The 19660-nt window shown below is 71.8% G+C and carries 13 protein-coding genes; 5 read left to right on the forward strand and 8 right to left on the reverse strand.

Features of this window, described 5'->3' with window-relative positions; all coding sequences use genetic code 11:
- The first annotated feature begins 462 nt into the window (after window positions 1-462).
- Complete coding sequence (locus MZC64_RS29080) at window positions 463-1200, forward strand: LuxR C-terminal-related transcriptional regulator (protein ID WP_247762350.1); 738 nt, start codon at window positions 463-465, stop codon at window positions 1198-1200.
- A gap of 84 nt (window positions 1201-1284) precedes the next feature.
- A complete protein-coding gene (locus MZC64_RS29085) occupies window positions 1285-4269 on the forward strand; it encodes a BTAD domain-containing putative transcriptional regulator (protein ID WP_247762351.1) in 2985 nt (994 codons plus the stop codon).
- An 89-nt stretch (window positions 4270-4358) separates the two neighbouring features.
- Here the strand turns inward: MZC64_RS29085 and MZC64_RS29090 are convergent, their stop codons facing one another.
- A complete protein-coding gene (locus MZC64_RS29090; RefSeq protein WP_247762352.1) occupies window positions 4359-5387 on the reverse strand; it encodes a small ribosomal subunit Rsm22 family protein in 1029 nt (342 codons plus the stop codon).
- A 122-nt stretch (window positions 5388-5509) separates the two neighbouring features.
- Window positions 5510-6163, reverse strand: coding sequence for an FMN-dependent NADH-azoreductase (locus MZC64_RS29095; protein WP_247762353.1), 654 nt, complete (start codon window positions 6161-6163; stop codon window positions 5510-5512).
- A gap of 120 nt (window positions 6164-6283) precedes the next feature.
- On the opposite strand from MZC64_RS29095, the gene MZC64_RS29100 reads away from it, so the two are divergent.
- Complete coding sequence (locus MZC64_RS29100) at window positions 6284-6793, forward strand: MarR family winged helix-turn-helix transcriptional regulator (RefSeq protein WP_247762354.1); 510 nt, start codon at window positions 6284-6286, stop codon at window positions 6791-6793.
- 28 nt (window positions 6794-6821) lie between these two features.
- Here the strand turns inward: MZC64_RS29100 and MZC64_RS29105 are convergent, their stop codons facing one another.
- Window positions 6822-7136 carry a helix-turn-helix domain-containing protein gene (locus MZC64_RS29105; RefSeq protein ID WP_247762355.1) on the reverse strand — a complete coding sequence of 105 codons (315 nt, stop codon included), beginning with the start codon at window positions 7134-7136 and terminating at the stop codon, window positions 6822-6824.
- A gap of 97 nt (window positions 7137-7233) precedes the next feature.
- Here MZC64_RS29105 and MZC64_RS29110 point away from each other — a divergent pair, with 97 nt between their 5' ends.
- Window positions 7234-8115, forward strand: coding sequence for an NAD(P)-binding domain-containing protein (locus MZC64_RS29110; RefSeq protein WP_247762356.1), 882 nt, complete (start codon window positions 7234-7236; stop codon window positions 8113-8115).
- Here the strand turns inward: MZC64_RS29110 and MZC64_RS29115 are convergent.
- From MZC64_RS29115 to MZC64_RS48870, 5 genes are all read right to left on the reverse strand, one after another.
- A complete protein-coding gene (locus tag MZC64_RS29115; RefSeq protein ID WP_247762357.1) occupies window positions 8063-8956 on the reverse strand; it encodes an aldo/keto reductase in 894 nt (297 codons plus the stop codon). The two genes, MZC64_RS29110 and MZC64_RS29115, sit on opposite strands and share 53 nt — an antisense overlap.
- Window positions 8957-9071: 115 nt before the next feature.
- Entirely contained in the window at window positions 9072-11453 is a 2382-nt protein-coding gene (locus tag MZC64_RS29120) for a transglycosylase domain-containing protein (RefSeq protein WP_247762358.1), read from the reverse strand.
- Window positions 11454-12111: 658 nt separating this feature from the next.
- A complete protein-coding gene (locus tag MZC64_RS29125; RefSeq protein ID WP_247762359.1) occupies window positions 12112-13038 on the reverse strand; it encodes a hypothetical protein in 927 nt (308 codons plus the stop codon).
- Between the two features lie 108 nt (window positions 13039-13146).
- Window positions 13147-15954, reverse strand: a complete 2808-nt coding sequence (locus MZC64_RS48865) for a LuxR family transcriptional regulator (RefSeq protein ID WP_247762360.1) — start codon at window positions 15952-15954, stop codon at window positions 13147-13149.
- Window positions 15955-16043: 89 nt separating this feature from the next.
- Window positions 16044-17894 carry a tetratricopeptide repeat protein gene (locus MZC64_RS48870; RefSeq protein WP_247762361.1) on the reverse strand — a complete coding sequence of 617 codons (1851 nt, stop codon included), beginning with the start codon at window positions 17892-17894 and terminating at the stop codon, window positions 16044-16046.
- 1076 nt (window positions 17895-18970) lie between these two features.
- Here MZC64_RS48870 and MZC64_RS29140 point away from each other — a divergent pair.
- Window positions 18971-19318: a hypothetical protein gene (locus tag MZC64_RS29140; RefSeq protein ID WP_247762362.1), complete on the forward strand. Its 348-nt coding sequence runs from the start codon at window positions 18971-18973 to the stop codon at window positions 19316-19318.
- The last annotated feature ends 342 nt before the right edge of the window (window positions 19319-19660 follow it).

The following is a 19660-nucleotide window of genomic DNA, read 5'->3' on the forward strand; positions in this document are numbered from 1 at the left end:
TCAGGGCCGATCAGGGGGTTGATGCTGTGCGGGGTTGGCCGAGGCGCTTGCTGGGGAAGAAGTCGTCGGTCGGCCGGCGCATGGCGCGGGAATCCCCCCTCCCGCCGCAGCGTTCCTCCCATCCCCTCGGGACGAACTCTCCTGCCGTGCGCCGGTTGTCCTGGCCTACCGAGATGAAGAACGGGAAGCCGTGGGCCGCGGGATCCCTGGATGGTGTGTGCCACGCGCTGACCCCCGTGCGCACGCCGTTCCGGTGGACCCCTCCTCGACACTCCGCCGGCCCGCGCCCGCGGCTCTCCCCAACTCCCGCCCGGCCCGGCCGGTCGCCACGCCCCGTGACTGACCAGGGCGTTCGGGGGCGGGAAAGTGTGTCCGGCGGGACCATTGACAGCTCGTTGACGCCGCGTTGACAGCCCTGCGCTTTGCTGTGGGTCGAGGGGACACAGAAAAGGGGCCGCCGCCATGGGCTTGAGCTTGTCCAATGAGGTTGAGGGCACGACGTCGCTGAAATCCGTTGTCCCGGTCGGCGTGGGCGGCAACTCCGCGTTCCTGCGGGCCGCGGAGCCGCGCGACCGGATCACCGTCGCGGTGCGGGTGGACGACCAACTACTGGCCGCGGAGATGATTCCGCAGCTCGCTCTCTCGCCCGACCTGCACTTGCTGGCTGCGGGTGAGAGCGCTCCAGCGGACGTGGTGCTGGTGCTCGGCAACAGCGTCACCGACGAGTTGATCGACGATCTGGCCGCGATGGCCGACCGTGCCGAGAACTTCGCCCAGCGGGTGGTGCTGGTGGCCGGACCGTTGCGGGAACGCCACCTCAGCCGGATCTTCGGGGTCGGCGTGGTCAGCATCCTGCCCCGCCGCGACATCTCCGCCCGCCTGGTGACCAGGGCGCTCATCGCCACCAGGGCGGGCGGCGCGGTGCTGCCGGAGAAGCTGACCCGGTGGCTGGTCGACGAGGCCCGCGGCTTCCAGAGCGATCTGCTGGCCAAGCAGGGGCTGACCTCCGGCGGGCTGACCGCGCGCGAGGTCGAGGTGCTGCGGCTGATCGCCCAGGGTGAGGACACCGCGCACATCGCCACCCAGCTCAGCTACTCCGAGCGCACCATCAAGAAGATCATGCAGGACCTGCTTTCCCGGCTGGAACTGCGAAACCGGGCGCACGCGGTCTCCTACGCGCTGCGCGTCGGGGCCATCTGAGCCGGCGATTCCCCGGGGCCGCAGGCGAAAAAGCCGGACTGTGCGGGGGATTACACTAGAGTTCCAGGCAGCAAGGGGAGCTCAGTGAAGCAGGGGCTGGCGTTCGGATTGCTCGGGCCGGTTCGTGCCTGGCACGACGGAGCCGAGCTGAACCTCGGGTCACCGCAACAGCGACTGACCCTGGCCACATTGCTGCTGGCGGACGGGCGGGCGGTCCCGGTCGAGGAGATCGCCGCCGCCCTGTGGGGCGAGTCGGTGCCCCGCGCGGCCCGCGGCACCATCCGCACCTACGTCCAGCGGCTGCGCCGGGTCCTGGAGACCGGCGAGGCCGATCCGGTGATCGTCTCCACCGGTGGCGGCTACGCGGTCCGGGTGCCCGAGGACGCCGTCGACCTGGGCCGGTTCCGCCGGGACGTGCGCGCGGCGGAGGCCGCCAGGGCGCGCGGGGAGATCAGGGCCGCCGCCGAGCTGTACAAAAGCGCGGTCCAGGAGTGGGACGGCGAGCCCCTGGCCGGGCTGCACGGCGAGACCGCCGACGCCGAACGCGCCCGGCTGCGCCGCCGCAGGCTCGGCGTGGTCGAGGAGCTGGCCGGGCTCGAACTGGACCTGGGCCGCTGCCCCGACCTGGTGGAGCGGCTGGCTGCCGAGGCACAGGCCGAACCGCTGCGGGAGCGGCTGCACGAGCTGCTGATGCTCGGCCTCTACCGGGCCGGACGGCAGGCCGAAGCCCTTGCCGTCTATGACAAACTGCGCACCCTGCTGGCCGAGGAACTGGGCGTGGACCCTGGCCCGACCGTGCGCGAACTGCACTACCGCATCCTGCGCGCCGACCCCGAACTGCTCGGTGGCCCACGCGAGCAGCCCAAGGTCACTCCGGCCGCCACCCCGGTGGTCACCCCGGCCCAGCTGCCGCCGGACCTGCCCGCCTTCATCGGCCGCGCCGCCGAACTGGCCGCGCTGACCATGCCGGACCCGCCGGAGCAGAGCTGCCCCGCGGTCGCCGTCGTGCACGGCACCGCCGGGGTCGGCAAGACCACCTTCGCGGTCCGCTGGGCACACCAGGTGGCCGCGGACTTCCCGGACGGCCAGCTCTACGTCGACCTGCGCGGATTCGAACCCGAGGAGGTCGTGGTGGAGCCGCGGGAGGCGGTGTGGGGCCTCCTGGATGCGTTGTGCGTACCTACTCAGCTCCGCCCGGACCGCCTGGACGCGCTGACCGCGCTCTACCGCAGCGTGCTCGCCGAGCGCCGCTGCCTGATCCTGCTGGACAACGCCCGCGACACCGCCCAGGTGCTGCCGCTGCTGCCGGGCAACCCGAACTGCTTCGTGCTGGTCACCAGCCGGGTCGAGCTGTCCGGGCTGGTCGCGGCCACCGGCGCGCACACCGTGGCGCTGGACATCCTCAGCGAGGAAGACGCCACCGCCTTCCTGGCCCGCAGGCTGGGCCGGGCCCGGGTGGCGGCCGAACCCGAGGCGGTGCGCGCGATCATCGCCGCCTGCGCCCGGTTGCCGCTGGCCCTGGCCGTGGTGTGCGCCCGCGCCGCGTACCACCCGGCGTTCAGCCTGGCCGCGGTCGCCGAGGAACTGGAGGCCGCGCGCGGCGGGCTGGACGCCTTCACCGGCGCGGACAGCCGCTCCGACGTCCGCTCGGTGCTGTCCTGGTCCTACCGCGCGTTGTCCGTGCCCGCCGCCCGGCTGTTCCGGCTGCTCTCCTTCCACCCCTCCACCAGCATCGACCTGCGTGCCGCGGCCAGCCTGGCCGGTCTGCCGGTGGCCCGCGCGCAGGCACTGTTCCGCGAGCTGACCGCCGCCCACCTGGTCGCCGAGATCGCGCCCGGCCGCTTCCACACCCACGACCTGCTGCGTGCCTACGCCCTGGAACTGGTGGCCGCCCAGGACAGTGCCGCCGACCAGCGCGCGGTGCTGCGCCGCGGCCTGGAACACCACCTGCACACCGCCTACACCGCGGCCAGGGTCCTGTCCGCGCACCAGGACCTGCCCACCCCCGGCGAGCCCGATCCGGCGGTCAGCCCCCGCGGTTTCGCCAGCTACGAGCAGGCCCTGGACTGGTTCATCCTGGAACACCCGGTGCTGATCGGCCTGACCCAGCGCGCCGCCACGGCCGGGTTCGAGCGCCAGGCCTGGATGCTGGCCTGGATGATGCGGCACTACCTGGACTGGGCAGGCCACTGGCGTGACCTGGAAACGGTGAACCGGACCGCGCTGCGCGCCGCCACCGACATCGGCGACACCCTGGGCGTGGCCTACGCCCGTCGCGGCATCGCCCGGATCGAGGCCCACCACGGCCGTTTCGGCGCGGCCCGCACGCTGCTGGCCGAGTCGCTGACCGGGTTCACCGTCGCCGGCGACACCCTGGCCCGCGCCTACACCCACCGCCAGGCCATCGGCGTACGCCAACTCGAAGGCGACTACGCGGGAGCCCTGGAAGAAGCCACCGCCGCCCTGGCCCTGTTCCGCGCCGCGGGCTCCGCGGTCGGCGAGGGCGCCGGCCTGCTCGGCCTGGCCGCCAACCAGACCCGCCTCGGCCGCCCCGAGGACGCCCTGGTCTCCGGCGGCCGGGCCCTGGATCTGCTGATGGCCGCGGGCGACCTGTACGACCTGGCCCTGACCCTGGAGGTGCTCGGCCGCGCGTGCGCCGCACTGGGCCGCTTCGCCGAGTCCGCGGGCTATCGCGAACGCGGCATCGAGCTGTCCAAGTCCATGGCCAACCGAGGCGACTTCGTCACCTCCTTGCTGCACCGCATGGTCACCTCGGCGCTGATCTACCTGAGCGAGGCCCGCTACCAGGCAGGCCAGCACGACCGCGCGAACGCCGCCCTGCGCGAGGCCCTGACCAGACTGCACGACGAACTGAACGAGCCCTACCTGGTGATCGGCGGCGGCGACGGCGCCACCGAGGACGCCCTCCGCGACGTGCTGGCCACCCTGGCCGAGTTCCTGGCAGACCCGGACGAGGACGCGGACTGGTACGACCGAGCAGGCACAGTCCTGCACAAGGTAGCCAGCACCGCCGAAGAACTGGGCCTGGGCGCGTACCTGACGGAATAACCACCAGCGCCTTCCCCCAAGGTCCCAGCCCTATCTCCAATGGCTCGGGCACACGATTCCGGAACTGGCTCAGTTCGTACGACCGTTGGTCAGCCGTGGCCCGGGGTGCTCGGCGCCCACTCCTCGCCCCACTCGACATCCCGTGCCGCCCGGTAATCCGCCCCGTGCCGCTTCGTCACGGTCACCTCGGCCAGCCCATCCACCCCCGTGCACAACCGCAACGCCACCAGCCCCTTCCGCTTCACCGGATGCCGCAACACCCGATTAGCCGCCCGCCCCGCCACAACCCCAGTCCCACCAGACCCCTCGACCCCCAACGCCCCCGCCCCAGCCACCGCCACATACGAGAACTTCTCGTCCTCGAAGTTGAGCGACCCCTCCTTGATCACCCGATGCGCCCCAACCCGCGGCAACCGAGCCGAAAAATGGCACCAATCCTGCCCCGGCGGAATCGGGCAATCCCGCTGATGCGGACAAGGCGCCACCACCGCCCGCTCCTGCCCGATCAACTCATCCCGCGCCCGCACAATCCGCTCATACCCCGCGGGCGTGCCCGGTTCGATCAACACCAGCAACCCAGCCGACTGAGCCAGCCACCGCACCGTCGCCGCCCGGGTCGTCTCCGGCAGCTCGCCCAGCACATACGACAGCGTCACCACATCCGCCCGCGGCGCCTCCGCCGCCGGGTCGATCCGTCCCCGCTGCCACACCGTCTCCCGCAGTCGCGGCGCCTCCGCCATCAACCGCCGCCCCAGCGCGACGACTTCCGGCGCCTGCTCCACCACCGTCAACTCGCCCAGCGACGGCCAGGTGTCCGTCGCCGCCCACACCGCCGTCCCCGTTCCGCCGCCGACGTCGATCAGGCTGCGGGGGGCGAAATCCGGGAGCTGGCGGGCGATCTCGGTCAGGGCGGAGCGGACGGCGGCATAGGTGCCGGGCATGCGGTAGCCGGCGTAGGCGGCGGCGTCGACCGGGGTGACCAGGATGGGGGTGGTGGCGGCTTCGCCCTGGCGGTAGCGGATGATCAGGCGGGTGACCGCGCGGGCCAGTTCCTGTTGCGGGAAGCGGCGCAGGGCAGTGTCCACTGCGGACTGGAGCTGCTCGGGCAGGGCGGTCATGGCCGGAATTCTGCCTGGTCACCGCCGGGGCCTGGCGCGGGGATCGGCGGCGTGGCATCGGGGTGTTCGGCGCCGGACACCCCGATGACCTGCCTCGCCGCGACCGGCGGCCCACCGCCGGGTCAGGCCGCGACGATCCCGGCCAGTTCCGGTGCGACCTTCCCGGCCAGCGTGTGCGCCTGCTCCCGGGACTGCGCCGCCAGTTCGCGTAGTTCGGCCATGGCGGGGTTGACGTCGGCCAGGGTCAGTTCGGCGTCGACCACGCGCACGTCCATCGCGAAGACGTCGTGGAGGATCCGGTGCAGCCATGGCGTGCCGTGGTCCCAGCCCTCGCGCGGGGTGCCCGGCCCGTAGCCGCCGCCGCGAGCCACGATCAGCGCCGCCGGCCGGCCCTTGAGCGGCTGCTGACCTTTCGCGGGGGACAGGCGCGGTTCGGTGAGCAGCAGGTCGATCCAGGCCTTGGCCTGGGTTGGCACGCCGAAGTTGTACAGCGGGGCGGTCAGCAGCAGGCCGTCCGCGCCGAGCAACTCATCGGCCAGTTCGGTGGCCAGCTTCGCCGCCGCGCGCTGCTCGTCGGTCCACTCCTCGGCCGGGGTCCAGACCGTGGACACCGACTGCGGCCAGACGTCGGCGGGCAGCGGGTGTCGGCCCACGTCCCGGCGGCGGACCGGGGTGCCGGGGCGGGCGGCCAGCCAGTTCTGCTCGAAGGTGTCGCCCAGCGCCCGGCTGACCGAGCCCTCGGTCCTGATGCTCGTGTCCACGCGCAGCAGAGTCATCGTCTTCCCTCCACAAGAAGCGCTGCTCTCCAGAACAGCTGTCGACAAGATGTTCTGTTCAACAGACTATCTTGTCAACAGAACGTATTGTGAGCCACAGCGGCGGACTATGCTGAGTAGGTGGACCAGCACCAGCAACGACCTGCGCAGTTCGACTTCGGCCTGGCGTTGAGCGCGGTCGTGCGGGGGTACTTCAAGGCGGCTGATCGCGCCGTGGACGACCTGCCCGGTGGCCCGCGCGGTTACCAGGTGCTCTCCGCCGCGGCCCGCGGTGAGGCGCCCAGCCAGATCGCGCTGGCCCAGCAGCTCGGTGTGGACCGCACCGTGATGACCTACCTGCTCGACGACCTGGAACGCGCCGGATTCGTCGAGCGCCGCCCCGATCCGGCCGACCGCCGCTCCCGGCAGATCGTGATCACCGAAACCGGCCAGGCCGAGCTGTGCCGACTGGAACGCAGGCTCAGCGCGGTCGAGGACACCGTGCTGACCCCCCTCGACGAGTCCGAGCGCGCGGTGCTGCGCGGGATGCTGGCCCGGCTGGCCGCCTACGCCGGCGACGTGCCCAACGCCTGCCAGGTCGCCGAACACGCCCTGGCCGCCGAGAAACTGGGCCCGGCCGGGCTGCCGTAGCTGGTCCGACGCACCCGGTCCGCCCTGGTCACAGGTGTTCGCGGCCCCACGCGCCGAGCGGGCGCAGCGCCTCGTTGAGCGCCGCGCCGCGTGCGGTCAGTGAGTACTCCACGTGCGGCACGGGACCCGGATGGCTGTCCCGGTGCACGATCTCGTCGGTCATCAGCTCGCGCAGCTGGTCGATGAGCACCTTGTCGCTGACCCCGGGCAGCAACCGCCGCAGCTCGCCGAACCGGCGTGGCCGCGGGCTGAGCGCCCACAGGATGTGCACCTTCCACTTGCCGGTGACCACCTGCATCGCGGCCTCCACCGCGCAGTGCGTCAGCCGCGTCCGCACCTTCATCCGCCCACCCCCAAGTCGAGGCCAGGATAACTCCGGCGGGGCACTTACCTTGATGTGCGTACTTGAGCGCGATTCCCCGCCGACCTAGGTTGGAAATGTGATTACGGTGCTGGGGCTCGGCAGGATGGGCGCGGCGATCGCCGGTGCTTTCCTGAATTCCGGATATGCGACGACGGTGTGGAACCGGTCCGCTGACAAGGCGGATCCTTTGCTGGCACGCGGTGCGCGAAAGGCGGCCGACGTCGCCGCCGCGGTCGCCGACAACGACATTCTGCTGGTGTGCGTGCTCGATTATCCGGCGCTGTACGAGGTGCTCGAACCGGTACGCGACAACCTGTCCGGCAAGGTGCTGGTGAACCTCACCTCCGGACTGCCCAGCGAGGCCCGCGCGGCCGCGGACTGGGCGCGCGGACTCGGTCTGCGCTATCTCGACGGCACCGTGCTGGCCGTGCCCCCGGCGGTCGGTCAGCCCCAGACTCAGCTATTCTATGCCGGTGACCGGCAGGTTTACCGGGAGTGCGAGTCAGTGCTCGGCGCGCTGGGCAGCCCGGTGTACTTCGGCGCCGACCCGGGCAGCGCGGCCCAGTACGACCTGGCCCTGCTCGGCATCCTGTGGGCCACGCTGACCAGCGCACTGCAGGGGTTCGCGCTGACCGGGTCGGGGGAGCGGCTGCTGCCCTTCGTCGAATCCTGGCTGACGAATGTCGTGCTGCCCAGTATCCGGGGCGCGGCGAAACAGGTTGATTCCGGCGACTACGGCGGCGCAGTGTCCACCGTTTCCCTGAACGCGCACGGACTGGCCAAGATAATCCAGGCCGGGCGCGAACAGGGAATAGCGCCCGACCTGATGGCGCCCATCAAGGAATTCCTGGACCGGCGCCTCGCCGACGGATTCGGTCAGGACAGTCTGGCCAGCATTGTCGAGGTCATCCGGAACCCTGATGCACCGCGGCCAGCCGGGCCAGTTCGTCGTCGGTGAGCCGCAGCGACCCGGCCGCGATGTTGGCCGCCAGGTGCTCCGGGTTGCCGGTCCCGGGAATCGCCAGCACGTGTGGGCCCAGCTGCAGCGTCCAGGCCAGCCGCACCTGGGCCGTGCTCACCCCGCGCGCGGTGGCGATGGCCACCACCTCGGTGTCCTCCGCTCCGCCCGCGCCGGACTCCTTGCCCGCGCCGGCGATGGCGAAGAACGGCACGAACGCCACCCCCTGCGCACCGCACAGGCGCAGGAAGTCGTCCTGACGCGCGGGCGCGCCGAGACCGTACTGGTTCTGCACGCACACCACCGGCGCGATGGCCTGCGCCTCGGCCAGGTGGTGCGCGCGCACGTTGGAGATGCCCAGATGCCGGATCAGCCCGGCCTGGCGCAACTCGGCCAGCGCGCCGAAGCGCTCGGCGATCGACTCCGGGCCGTGCACCCGCAGGTTCACCACGTCCAGGTGATCCCGGCCGAGCTGCCGCAGGTTCTCCTCGACCTGGCCGCGCAGCTGGTCGGGCCGGGCCAGCGGCAGCCACTCGCCCGCGGGGTCCTTGCCGGGACCCACCTTGGTGGTGATCACCAGGTCCTCTGGGTAGGGCGCCAGCGCGGTGTTGATCAGCTCGTTCGCCGAGCGCAGCGGAGAGAAGTAGAAGGCGGCGGTGTCGATGTGGTTCACGCCCAGCTCGACCGCGCGCCGCAGCACCGAGATCGCCCGGTCCCGGTCGCTGGGGGAGCCGTCGGCCTGGTGCGTCAGGCGCATCGCGCCGAAGCCGAGGCGGTGCACGGTCCGGTCGCCGAGCGTCCAGCTGCCCGCGTCCGCGGCGGTGATCGTCTCCGAGGTCATGGCGGAAGTCTGCCCCGCCACCCGACCACCCGCGCACCAGGGACGTCGTCCGGCAACCCGGCTGCCGCCCGTTCGTCTACCGACCGGTCGGTAGACGAACGGGCGGGCCGGCGGGTCAGCCAATGCCGGTCGGCTTGGTCCTGGTCGGCGGCGGCGTGGTCGGCCGGGTCGTGACCGGCGGTCTGCTCGGCGTCGTGGTCACCGGCCCGCCGCCGGCGCTGGTGGTCGGCGGCGGCGTGGCGCTCACCGTCCGCGTCTTCGACGGCTGCGGCCTGCGATCCCCGATATCGGAGAGATCCACCGGCCGCGGCCGATCGCTGTGCAGGTACCGCCGTTCCACCTCCGGCAGCCCCGCCACCCGCATCCCGCTCATGATCCCGCCGTGCCCGTTGTCCCCGTTCATCGCGCGGAACCAGGTGCGCGCCGAGTACTTCCCGCCGTAGATGTAGCGCCCGGACGAGCAAGGCCGCGGCGGCTGGTTCACCCCGGAATCGCACAGCGTCTGCGGCGCGGGCGTGTCGTCGAAGGTGAACACCGCGGCCGACAACTGCGGGGTGAACCCGAGGAATCCGGCCGACTTGTGCTCCTGGGTGGTGCCGGTCTTGCCAGCCATCGGCCGGTCCCACTTCACCCCGCGCGCCGCGGTGGTCGCGGTGCCGCCCTGGGTGTCCTTGCTCAGCGCCACGGTCATCGCGTTGGCCAGCCCCGGCTGCACCACCTGCTCGCACGCCTGATCGCGCACCGGGACCGGGTTGCCGCGGCGGTCCAGCACGGTCTCGATCGGACTCGGCGGGCACCACTTGCCCTCACTGGCCAGGGTGGCGCCGACGTTGGCCAGTTCCAGGGTGCTGGTCGGCGTCGGGCCGAGGGTGAAGGAACCGAAGTTCTGCTCGGCGAAGAACCTACCGATCGGTCGTTTCTTGCGGTCCTCCGCGGCGATCATGGTGCCCAGCGACCGCAGCCCGAGCCGCTGCGCCATGTCCACCGCGGCCTTGACCCCGACTCGCTCCAGCAGGTGCACGAACGTGGTGTTCGGCGATTTTGCCAGCGCGTCCTGCAGGCTCATCCGGGCCGGGTACTCACCCGCGTTCTGCACGCAGTACTTGCGCAGCCCCAGCGCGCCCGGCGGGCAACTGGCCGCGCCGCCGAGGAAGACGGGGGAGACGTAGGAGTCCGGCACCGGCACCGATTCGGTGATCGTGCCGCCCTGTTCGAGCAGCGCGGCGGCGGTGAAGATCTTGTAGATGGAGCCCGCACCGTGGTTCTGCGGCGCGTAGGGCAGGCCGAGGGTGGTTTCCCGCGCGTCGCGGTTGAGACCGTAGGTGCGGTTGGCGGTCAGCGCGATGACGCGGTGTTTGTCCTTGCCGGGCTGGACGATCGCCATCGCGTTGGCCACATTCCGGGTCTGCGGCGGCACTTCGGCGTCCACCGCGGCCTTGGCCTTGGTCAGCGCGTCCCGGTCCAGGGTGGTCTTGACGGTGTAGCCGCCGCGACGCAGATCGTCCCGCTGGAAGCCGGAGTTTTCCAGGTATTTCAAGGCATAGTCGCAGAAGTAGCCCGCGTCGCCGGTGCCGACGCAGCCGTTGGCCGGCCGCGCGGGCGTGGGCACGATGTCCAGGTTGGTCTTCTTCTCCGCCGCGCCGACCGCGGCGGGCAACCGGCCCTGCCGGACCATTTCGTCGAGAACCACGTTGCGCCGCACCAAAGCCCGCTCCGGATGCCGGTACGGGTTCAACGCACTCGGCTCGTTCACGATCCCGGCCAGCAACGCGGCCTGGGCGACGGTCAACTTGTCCTGCGTGGTGTCGAAGTACGCCCGCGCCGCGGCCTGGATGCCGAACGCACCCTGCCCGAACGGCACGGTGTTGAGGTACCGGGCCAGGATCTCGTCCTTGCTCAGGGTGTGCTCAAGCTGCAACGCGATCCGCAACTCGCGCACCTTCCGCGCCATCGACTGCTCCTGCGCGCGGGTCCGCTCCACCGCGGTCTCGGCCGAGATGTGCGTGAGGTGGTTCTTCACGTACTGCTGGGTCAACGTCGACCCACCCTGCGAAATCCGCCCGGACACCGCGTTGGCCAGCGCCGCCCGCCCCAACGCCACCGGATCCACCCCCTGGTGGTCGTAGAAGCGATGGTCCTCGATCGCGACCAGCGCCGACTTCACCGAGTCCGAGATCTCCGCGGCCGGCACCGGCACCCGGTACTGGTCGTACACGTGCGCGAACGGCCGCCCCTCGCTGTCCAGCAACGCGGTCATCTGCGGCGCCTCATCCGCGATCAACGCCGCCGCGGTCCGGTCGACATCGTCACTGGCCAGCACCGCGACCGTGCCCGCACCCCCGGCCAGCGGAAACAACACCCCCGCCGCCAGCATCCCGCCCAACGCGCACAACCCCACCAACTTCAGCACCCCGACCACAACCCGCCGCCCCCGAGGAGCCACCGGCTCAGCCTCGTCCAGCAGGGTGTCGAACGGTGTGCCCGTGGATCCCGTCATCGCGACCAGCCCGCCGTTCGGAGTGCCCAGGTACCTCCCATGGTGGTAGCCCAGGGCATGCCCAGGCAACCAACTCGATCAGGTGGCGTGTCGCCGACCGCGTGTCGCGCCCCGCGTGTCCCACGCCCCGGCTGGCGCGCCCGGCGCGCGTGACCCACCAGCCCTGCGCGTGACCCTCCAGTCCCGCGTGACCCTCCAGCCCGTCGCGTCCGACCTCACCGACCAGCCCGTCGCGCCGTAGCTCCCCGTCGCGCCCGCCTGCCCGACCGATCGACCGGCCCGACCGGCCCGCCACGCTGGACCCCTGGACCCACTCCTGGCCCGCGCCCGCCCCGCCCCCGCCACCGCTTCCTCTGCGGAACGCTTTTCAAGCCGAAAAGGTTGCTTCCCCGTCTGGATCTTGACCCCGATCAGGTCCATCCGACCCACCCAAGCCACTCCACCGGAGCCGCCACCCCAACCCGCTCCGAACGTACCAAAGGCCCCGCCACCAGGCGGGGCCCTCAGTCACAACCCACTCAGCTCACCTCGTCCAACCGGCCAGCCGACCCTCCAACCGGCCCCAACATTCACCCGATCAGTGAGCAATCCGAAGTCAACCCGATCCGGGAGCCATCCGAGAACAGCCCGTTCAGCCCGACCAGGAAGCCAGCCGAGATCAGGGAGCCATCCCGAACCAGTTGAACGTCTCCACCATCTGCCGAGTGGTCCCCACGTACCGCGGCCCGGTCAGCTCCCACCGGTTCACCGTCCGGTAGCTCCCCGGCTTCAGGCTCTCGTCCTCAGCGGTCTCCGGGTCGTCGTCCACCGGCACGTACTCGTTGATCACCCGGCGGGTCAGCGTCACGTCCAGCGACTCGTACGCCGACTGGTTCTTCAGGTAGTCCCCGTCCCCGTGGTCCCACGCGCGCCCCGGGTCCGCCAGCTTCAGCTGCACGGTGTTCCCGCCGAAGGAACCCTTGGCCGCGACCACAGTCACGATGTGCCCGCCGTTGCGCTCCAGGCTTCCGGTCTGCGGGCCGGTCTTGTAGCGGCCGTAGACCATCTGCACGGGGCCTTCGTTGAGCTTCTTGGCCAGGTCGCCGGAGAAGTCGGCGGCGGTGTGCGAGCTGATGTTGCCGTTGGTGATGGTCCAGCCTGCGTCCCTGGCCTTCTTGGTGGCGATGGTGAAGGCGTTGCGCAGGTTGCCCATGCTGGTGCCGCCGTCGTACTTGGCGTCGATGCCGATGCGCCAGATGGAGTTGGTGATGACGTTGTAGTCGGCCTGGTCCTTGGGGTTGAGGTTGCGCAGGTCGGTGGTCTGCCAGCCGACGGGGGCGTTCTTCTCGTTGGCCCAGTAGTGCAGCACGTTGTACAGCGAGGCGGGGCCGCAGTAGGCGTTGCCGTCGTTCTCCAGGCCGGCCCGGAACTGGTCGACGTCGCTGACGCCGCACTGCTTGACGTCGAAGTCGGCGCCCTGGACGTCGGTGGAGCGGACGCACGCGGGGGGCGGCGCGATGTCCGCGGCGGCGGTTCCCGGGAGCGCGGCCGCGGTGGCGGCGGCCGCGGCGGCGGCGAGAATCAGGGTGCTGGCCTTGCGGATCATGGCTCCTACCTTCGGTCTGCGCCGCCCCTCGCGGCGTGTTAGGTAGAGCCTGTTCTGCGGGACCCCCCAAGGTCATGAGGGGCGATCCCTCATCTCGGCGCGGACCCCCTACACGAGTGCCTGGGCCAGGTCGCGGCGGCCGGCGATGCCGAGTTTGGTGTAGATCCGGCCGAGGTGGTTCTCCACCGTCTTGGGGGTCACGAACAGCTCCTGGGCGATCTCCCGGTTGGCCCGCCCGGCCGCGGCCAGGCCGGCGACCCGGCGTTCGCTGGCGGTGAGCGCCTCGGGACCGGCGAACATCGGCCGCCGCGGCCGGTCGCCCAGCGCTTCCAGGGCTTCGATCGCGCGTTGCCGCAGGGCCGCGGACCCGCAGTCTCCGGCCAGGTCGATGCCCCGGTGCAGCACCTCCCGCGCGTCGCCCCGCCGCCGCGCCACCCGCAGCGCCTGGCCCAGGTCGACCAGCGACCGGGCCAGTTCCAGCCGCGCCGGACCGGTTTCCAGCACCGCGATCGACTCGGTCAGCAGGGCCAGTCGCCGGTCCGGATCGGCGTGCGCGAACAGCCGCAGTGCCGCGCCCACCTCGGTCGAGGCGCCCCAGCGCCGTGCGATGGCCAGCTGTTCCGCGGCCAGTTCGAGGGCCTCGCCGGTGTCGCCGAGCAGCATTGCCGCGCGCACCGCGGGCGCCCGCCACGGAATGGTCGGCGGGTCCAGGCCCGCCTCCAGCATCAGGTCCCGCTGCCGCAACGCCTGGGCACGTGCCTGTCGTGGATCGCCGTGCCCGAGCGCGATCAGCGCCCGGGGTTCGTGCAGCCAGATGGTGGGCATCAGCCGCGGCCGGTCGGGGTGTTCGGCCTCGAAACGGTCCAGCGCGGCGGTCGCGGCGTCCAGGTCACCGCGTTCCAGGGCGGCGTAGGCGCTGAAGTGGGTGCCGGTGGCGCGCAAGGCGATCACGTGCGGGGCGGGGTCCTCGCAGGTGATCGCGGCCAGCGCGCCCTCGGACTCGGCGTCCATCGCGGTGACCTCGCCGAGCCGCCAGTTCAGGAACAGCGCCGCGTTGGCGACCATGGCGAACTCCACCGGCGACCCGTGCGCGCGCACCCGCAGCCGCGCCCGGTCGATCTCCCGGCGCGCCGGTTCGGTGCCGTCCGCGGAGATCAGCGCGAGCAGCGCGACCACCCAGGCGACCATGGCCTCGGTGGACCCGGTGGCGTCGTCGAAGTAGGCGCCGTTGGCCAGCGCCCGGCTCGCGGTGGCGGCGACCTCGGCGGCCGGCGCGACCTCGTACCGCCCCATCTGCGCCAGCAGTCCCAGCAACGTCCGCTCGTCGGGGGTGCCGCCGGGCAGGCTCGCGTACCCGCGCAGGTGTTCGGAGGACCGGCGCCGCTGCTCCGGCAGGAACGAGCGGATCACCGCAAGCCGCGCCTCCAGGTGCAGCCGCCCCACGTCCCGGTCCCCGGCCGGGCGGGCCCGGATCGCGGCCTCCAGTTCGGCGATGGCCACCCTCGGCCCGTCGACCACCGCGGTCGCCGAGGCCGCCGCCGCGACCAGCTCGGCATCCGGCAGCCCGACCGCCGCGGCGCGTAGTTCGTCCCTGGCCCGCGCGGCCTCCCCGGTGCGCAGCAACGCCCGCCCCAGCTCGGCCCGCAACGCCGGATCGTCTGGATCCTCGTCAACGGCCCTGGTCAGGTGCGCGGTCGCGGTCCGCGCGTCCCCTGCGGCCAGCAGCGCCACGGCTGCCTTGCGCAGCACCGCCGCCGCCTCGGGCAGGGTGCCGCGCGGGGCTTGCGCGAGGTGCGCGGCGATCCGGTCGGCCGGCGCGTTCGCCGCGGCCAGTTCCACCGCGGCCCGCGCGTGCAACGCCGTCCGCGCTACCGGTCCCAGATCGGCCAGCACCGCCTCGCGCACCACCGGATGCACAAAAACCAGATGATCCCCATCGCTGACCAGCACATTCGCCGCGGCCAGGGCTTCGGCGGCAACGGTCAGCGCGGCCGGGTCGAGCCCGGTGATCGCGCCCGCCTGCCACGGATCGCTGCCCACTCCCAGCACCGCCGCGGCGCCGGCCAGCCGCACCGCGTCCGCGGGCAACCGGCCCAGCGCGGCCCGGAACACCGTGCTCGGCCCGAGCGTCCCGACCCGCGCCGCGGTGCCCGGGGCATCCAGGGACAGCCCCAGCGCGTCCAGTTCGTCGACCAGCACCCTGGCCAGGAACGGGTTGCCGCCGCTGGCCGCGTGCACCGCGGTCACCACGACTGGCGCGGGCGCCGACCGAACGGTCAGTAGGTCGGTCAGCGCGGCCACGCTCAACGGCCGGGGCAGTACTCGTTCGGCCTGCCGGGACACGCTGAGCTGGGCCAGCGGCCCGGTGTTCTCCGCGGGCGGGCGGGTGGCCACGACCAGCGCGATCGGCAGGTCCGCGATCCGCCGGGACAGGTAGACCAGGAACTGCGCCGAGGACAGGTCGGCCCAGTGCGCGTCGTCCACGGTGATCAGCAGCGGCCGGGTGGCGGACAGGTCCACCGCCACCCACCACAGCGAGTGCAGGGTGCGGGCCAGTTCGGCCTCGCTCGGGTCGGTCGCGGCGGCGTCCAGGGCGCGCAGGGCGTCGCCGGAGGGCCCGGCCAGCAGCGCGGCCCGGATCTCGCCGGTGTAGCGGGACACCGACCGCTCGACCATCTGCCGGACGACACCCCAGGCCATGGCGCTTTCCAGGGCGTCGCCGACGGCCTGCAACCGGCCGAATCCGCGTGCCTTGGCCAGCTCCCTGGTGGCCTGGACGAGCCGGGTCTTGCCGATCCCGGCGCGGCCCTCGATGATCACCACCCGGCCTTCGCCGCGGGCGGCCGATTCCAGCGCGGCCTGGATCCGGGAAAGCTCCGGCTCACGTTCGAGGACTCCGGAGTCAGGCACGCGCACGGCCGGATCGTAACCGCGAAAACCCCCGGTGAAGCCGCTGATACCCCCAGGAGATCAACCTGGGCGATGATCGTGACCCGCTTGGCGGATCAGGGTGTCGCGGCGCCGTCCAGGACCATCCGCCAGTGCACCAGGTTGTGACAGGTGATCAGGATGTTCGGGTGCCACGGCCCGAGTTCCCGCACCTGGTCGTCGAGCACCCTGGCCAGCTCGGTCACGGCCGCCTCGGCGTCACCCGCGTGGCCGCGCCAGCGCGCCAGGTTGTGCCGGGTGGTCAAGGTGTTCGGGTGCCAGGGTCCCAGCGCGAAGATCTGGTCCCGCAACAGCTGTTCCAGTTCGGTCACCGCGGTGGCCGCGTCACCGGTCGCGCCCCGCCAGCGGGCCAGGTCATGCCGGGTGGTCAGGGTGTGCGGATGCCGAGGGCCGAGCACGGCGAGCTGATCGTCGAGCACCGCGGCCAGCTCCGCGACGATCCGCGCGTGCCGCCCTGCCTGCCCCCGCCAGCGGGCCAGGTTGTGCCGGGTGGTCAGCGTGTGCGGATGTCGCGGCCCCAGCACCCCGGCCTGATCGGCGCACACCCGTTCCAGGTCGCGCACCGCGGTCGCGACCTCCCCGGCCTCCCCGCACCAGTACGCCCGGTCGTGCCGCGCGGTCAACGTGCCCGGATTTCGCGCGCCTACCGACCGTTCGGTAAGGGCGCATACATCAGCGAAGTAACGCACCGCCGCCGCGGCCTGCCCGCTCTCGCCCAGGCTGTTCCCGGCCCGGAACAGCAACGGATGCCCGGCCACCCACCCCTGACCGTCGAGGTGCCGCCGCAACGCCGCGGTGTTCGCCCGCAACGCCCGGACCAGCGGCCCGTCCTCTTCCGCCGACGGCCAGACGTCGTAGAGCGCGTCCGCCGCCACCTTCGCCACCGCACCCAGCCGCTCGCCGAGGTCCTCCCGCACGGCCCGCTGCACCAGTTCGGACACCCGGATCACCCGATCCGGCGACCCCGGATCCTGGGCCAGCAGGCTCAGCCGGTGCAGTCCGCGCACCGCCGCCCGCACCTGGTCGGCGTCCACCACCTGCCCGGTGACCGCACCAAGCCAGCCCAGCACCACCGGACCGGTGATCACTTGCTCGGGCACCCCGTTCGGTTCGAGCAGGCTCACCAGCGCCAGCAGCGGCCGAGCCAGCCCCACCGGCTCCCGCCGATTGGCCCGCTCAACCGAGAAAGCCCAGGTCATACCCACAGCGGCGGATGAGTCCGGTAGCGCGCCACGTTCCGGCGACAACTCCCGACACCGCCCGCGGGTCAGTTCCCGTGTCGCCTGGCCCGGCTCCTGCTCAAGCCCAACCGCGCCGGCCAGTGCCAACGCCAGCGGCCACCGCCCGAGAGCCTCGGCCAGCCCCGCCGTCCCGGCTAGTAGGCACGGGTCCGCACCGAACCGCGTCGCCAGGTAAGCCCCGGCCTCCTCGACGCCGAATCTCCCGACCTCCAGTACGCGCCGCTCGCCCAGCGCCGCCGCGTCTTGCTCCCGCGTGGTCGCCAGCACCGGCCCCGGCGGCCACAGTCCGGCGAGGTCGGCGAGTGCGCGCACATCGTCCAGGACCACCAGCCGGCGCTGCGGCGCGTTCGCCAGCCAGCCCAGAAACCGTTGCGCCGCAACGTCCGCACCGCCACCGAACCCCGTCAAGCCGGCATAGACAGCCGCGAACGCCGCGACCACCGCTTCCCGCGAGGTCGCACTGACCCACACCAGCAGGTCCAGATCTCCAGAGACCCGGCGCACGTGGTCCGCGGCGAGCTGGGTCTTGCCCGCTCCGCCCGGCCCGGCAAGCACCACCGAATGCCCGTCCGCGAGCAGCTCCGCCAGTCGCGACCCCTCGACGCGAGGCTGGAAACAGTCCGCCGGCAACGGCACATCGCCATACCGCTTCGGCCACCGCGGCACGCCCGTCGACCCCGTGACCTGCCGCCGAAATCCCCCGTCGCCGCGGAGTTGATCCTCCGGCGCCGCCCCACCTCGCGTCCCACCGGAGAGCGCATTCCAATTCACGTGTCCTGCCCCCTGCTACCAGGCGATTTACCTGTACAACCGTCGCTCGCGAACGAGTGATGGCAGTCACGCTAATGGGTCTGTCAACACGAGTTGATGTGCACCGCGCACACTCACGATCACCAAGGGTGTGTGGCACAAAACCGCACAATCCAGACTCTGTGCCAGCAATCGCCTGCCGCCGGGTCCCAGCGCCGCCCGCGTCAACGCCCGCGCGCCCGACATCGCCCCGGCGCTGCGCGAGTTGTCCACAGTGGACTCGACCGGAATTCGCCGCGGCGCCGCCACTCGGGCCCGGAATTGTTCCCGCACAAGGGATCCAGCCCGACCACCGAGATCCACCGCGAACACGGGTCGGGTCGCACGTCCGGTCAACGACACCTGGACCGTCGCAGAGGCCCGCGCTGAGTTCCCATTCGGCCGCAAGGCCACCGCGATTGGCCACCTGGCTCCGGACTCCGGCACTCCGACTTGCGCCCCGGCCGTTCTTCGCTCCTGCCTCGCCCTTCGCCTCCGCCCTGCCCCCGTCCTCGCCCTGCCCCGTCCTCGCTTCCGCCCGCGGTCTCGATCTCCGGTGGCCTCGGGCGTCCGCGCGCTGGCTCGCGGTCGGCGCCCCCGCCCTGCCGGTGCCGGCGTGCTCGCTGCCTCGCCCGGGTGTCCGGAGAACGCACAACCCGTTGGTCCGAACGGGTGCTTCACGGTGCCGCCTTTTCCGTGCTGACGGCGGTCCGTAATTGACGGTGACGAACGCCTCAGCACGATGTCGCGAAGCCGCCAGCGTCTGCGCGCCAACGGCAACACCGCTGCTCTGGCGACGGCGAAAGTAGCTGATCATGGCGGGTATGGCCGCTGACAGTGCTCCGCGGCAACTCGCCGGAAGTCGAGTGACCGAGTCCTATTAGCAGTATTCTTCTCCGATTCGTTACCCTCTCTGTGGGGGTACTTCTCAACTGGCCAGAACGGAGACGTTCGTGTTCACGCCGCACCCGGTTCGGCGAAGCCGTATCACCAGTTCGAAGGTCACTTGGCGGGCCGCGATGCCACGCATCGCGCACGGCCCGGCAAGTGCGAACGGGAGTCAGGCCACGGTCACCGAACCGTCCAACACCATCAAAGGGCAGCAGGATCTGTTCGCGCTCGATCGCGAGCCAGCGCAGCCGGTCGATGACCGCGTCGATCTGCCCGTCGACGAGTTTCCGCAGGTAGAGCTGACCGGCGAGGACGACATCCTCCCGCCGGAGATCAGCTTCGAGCTGTTCCTTGAGCGCCTGGACGAAGTCCTGCGCGCTGAGGCCGACGCCAACTCGGTGAGGTCCTGATCCACCAGCCCTGACCCGTTGGCGGGTCGGGCACTTCCCCCTCGACGGCAGAGCACCGCCGAGGCCGGTAGCGGTCGCGCCAAGGTCACCAGACCAGCCCCAGACCGCGACCCGGGGGCGCAGAACTACCCCGATCGGGTCACCAGCACATCAAGCACCTCGGTTCCACCCGTTCGAGGCCACTCGCCACTTGCCGGTTGCCGGCCTCGACACACACCGTGCGGCGTTGGCTGATGCCGGAACCCCCGGCATCGGCCGAGCCCCGCCTCGCCTGGATTCCGCTGTCCACAAAGGACACTCTGTGCGCCCGTCGCACGCGACTAGCCGTGCGCACGGCTCCCT

Source organism: Crossiella sp. S99.2 (assembly GCF_023094165.1).
Lineage (GTDB): Bacteria > Actinomycetota > Actinomycetes > Mycobacteriales > Pseudonocardiaceae > Crossiella.

Bases quoted from the DNA above. Each gene is read 5' to 3' on its own strand.
- MZC64_RS29080 (WP_247762350.1), top strand. From the start codon at position 463: ATGGGCTTGAGCTTGTCCAATGAGGTTGAGGGCACGACGTCGCTGAAA.
- MZC64_RS29090 (WP_247762352.1), bottom strand. From the start codon at position 5,387: ATGACCGCCCTGCCCGAGCAGCTCCAGTCCGCAGTGGACACTGCCCTG.
- MZC64_RS29095 (WP_247762353.1), bottom strand. From the start codon at position 6,163: ATGACTCTGCTGCGCGTGGACACGAGCATCAGGACCGAGGGCTCGGTC.
- MZC64_RS29105 (WP_247762355.1), bottom strand. From the start codon at position 7,136: ATGAAGGTGCGGACGCGGCTGACGCACTGCGCGGTGGAGGCCGCGATG.
- MZC64_RS29115 (WP_247762357.1), bottom strand. From the start codon at position 8,956: ATGACCTCGGAGACGATCACCGCCGCGGACGCGGGCAGCTGGACGCTC.
- MZC64_RS29120 (WP_247762358.1), bottom strand. From the start codon at position 11,453: ATGACGGGATCCACGGGCACACCGTTCGACACCCTGCTGGACGAGGCT.
- MZC64_RS29125 (WP_247762359.1), bottom strand. From the start codon at position 13,038: ATGATCCGCAAGGCCAGCACCCTGATTCTCGCCGCCGCCGCGGCCGCC.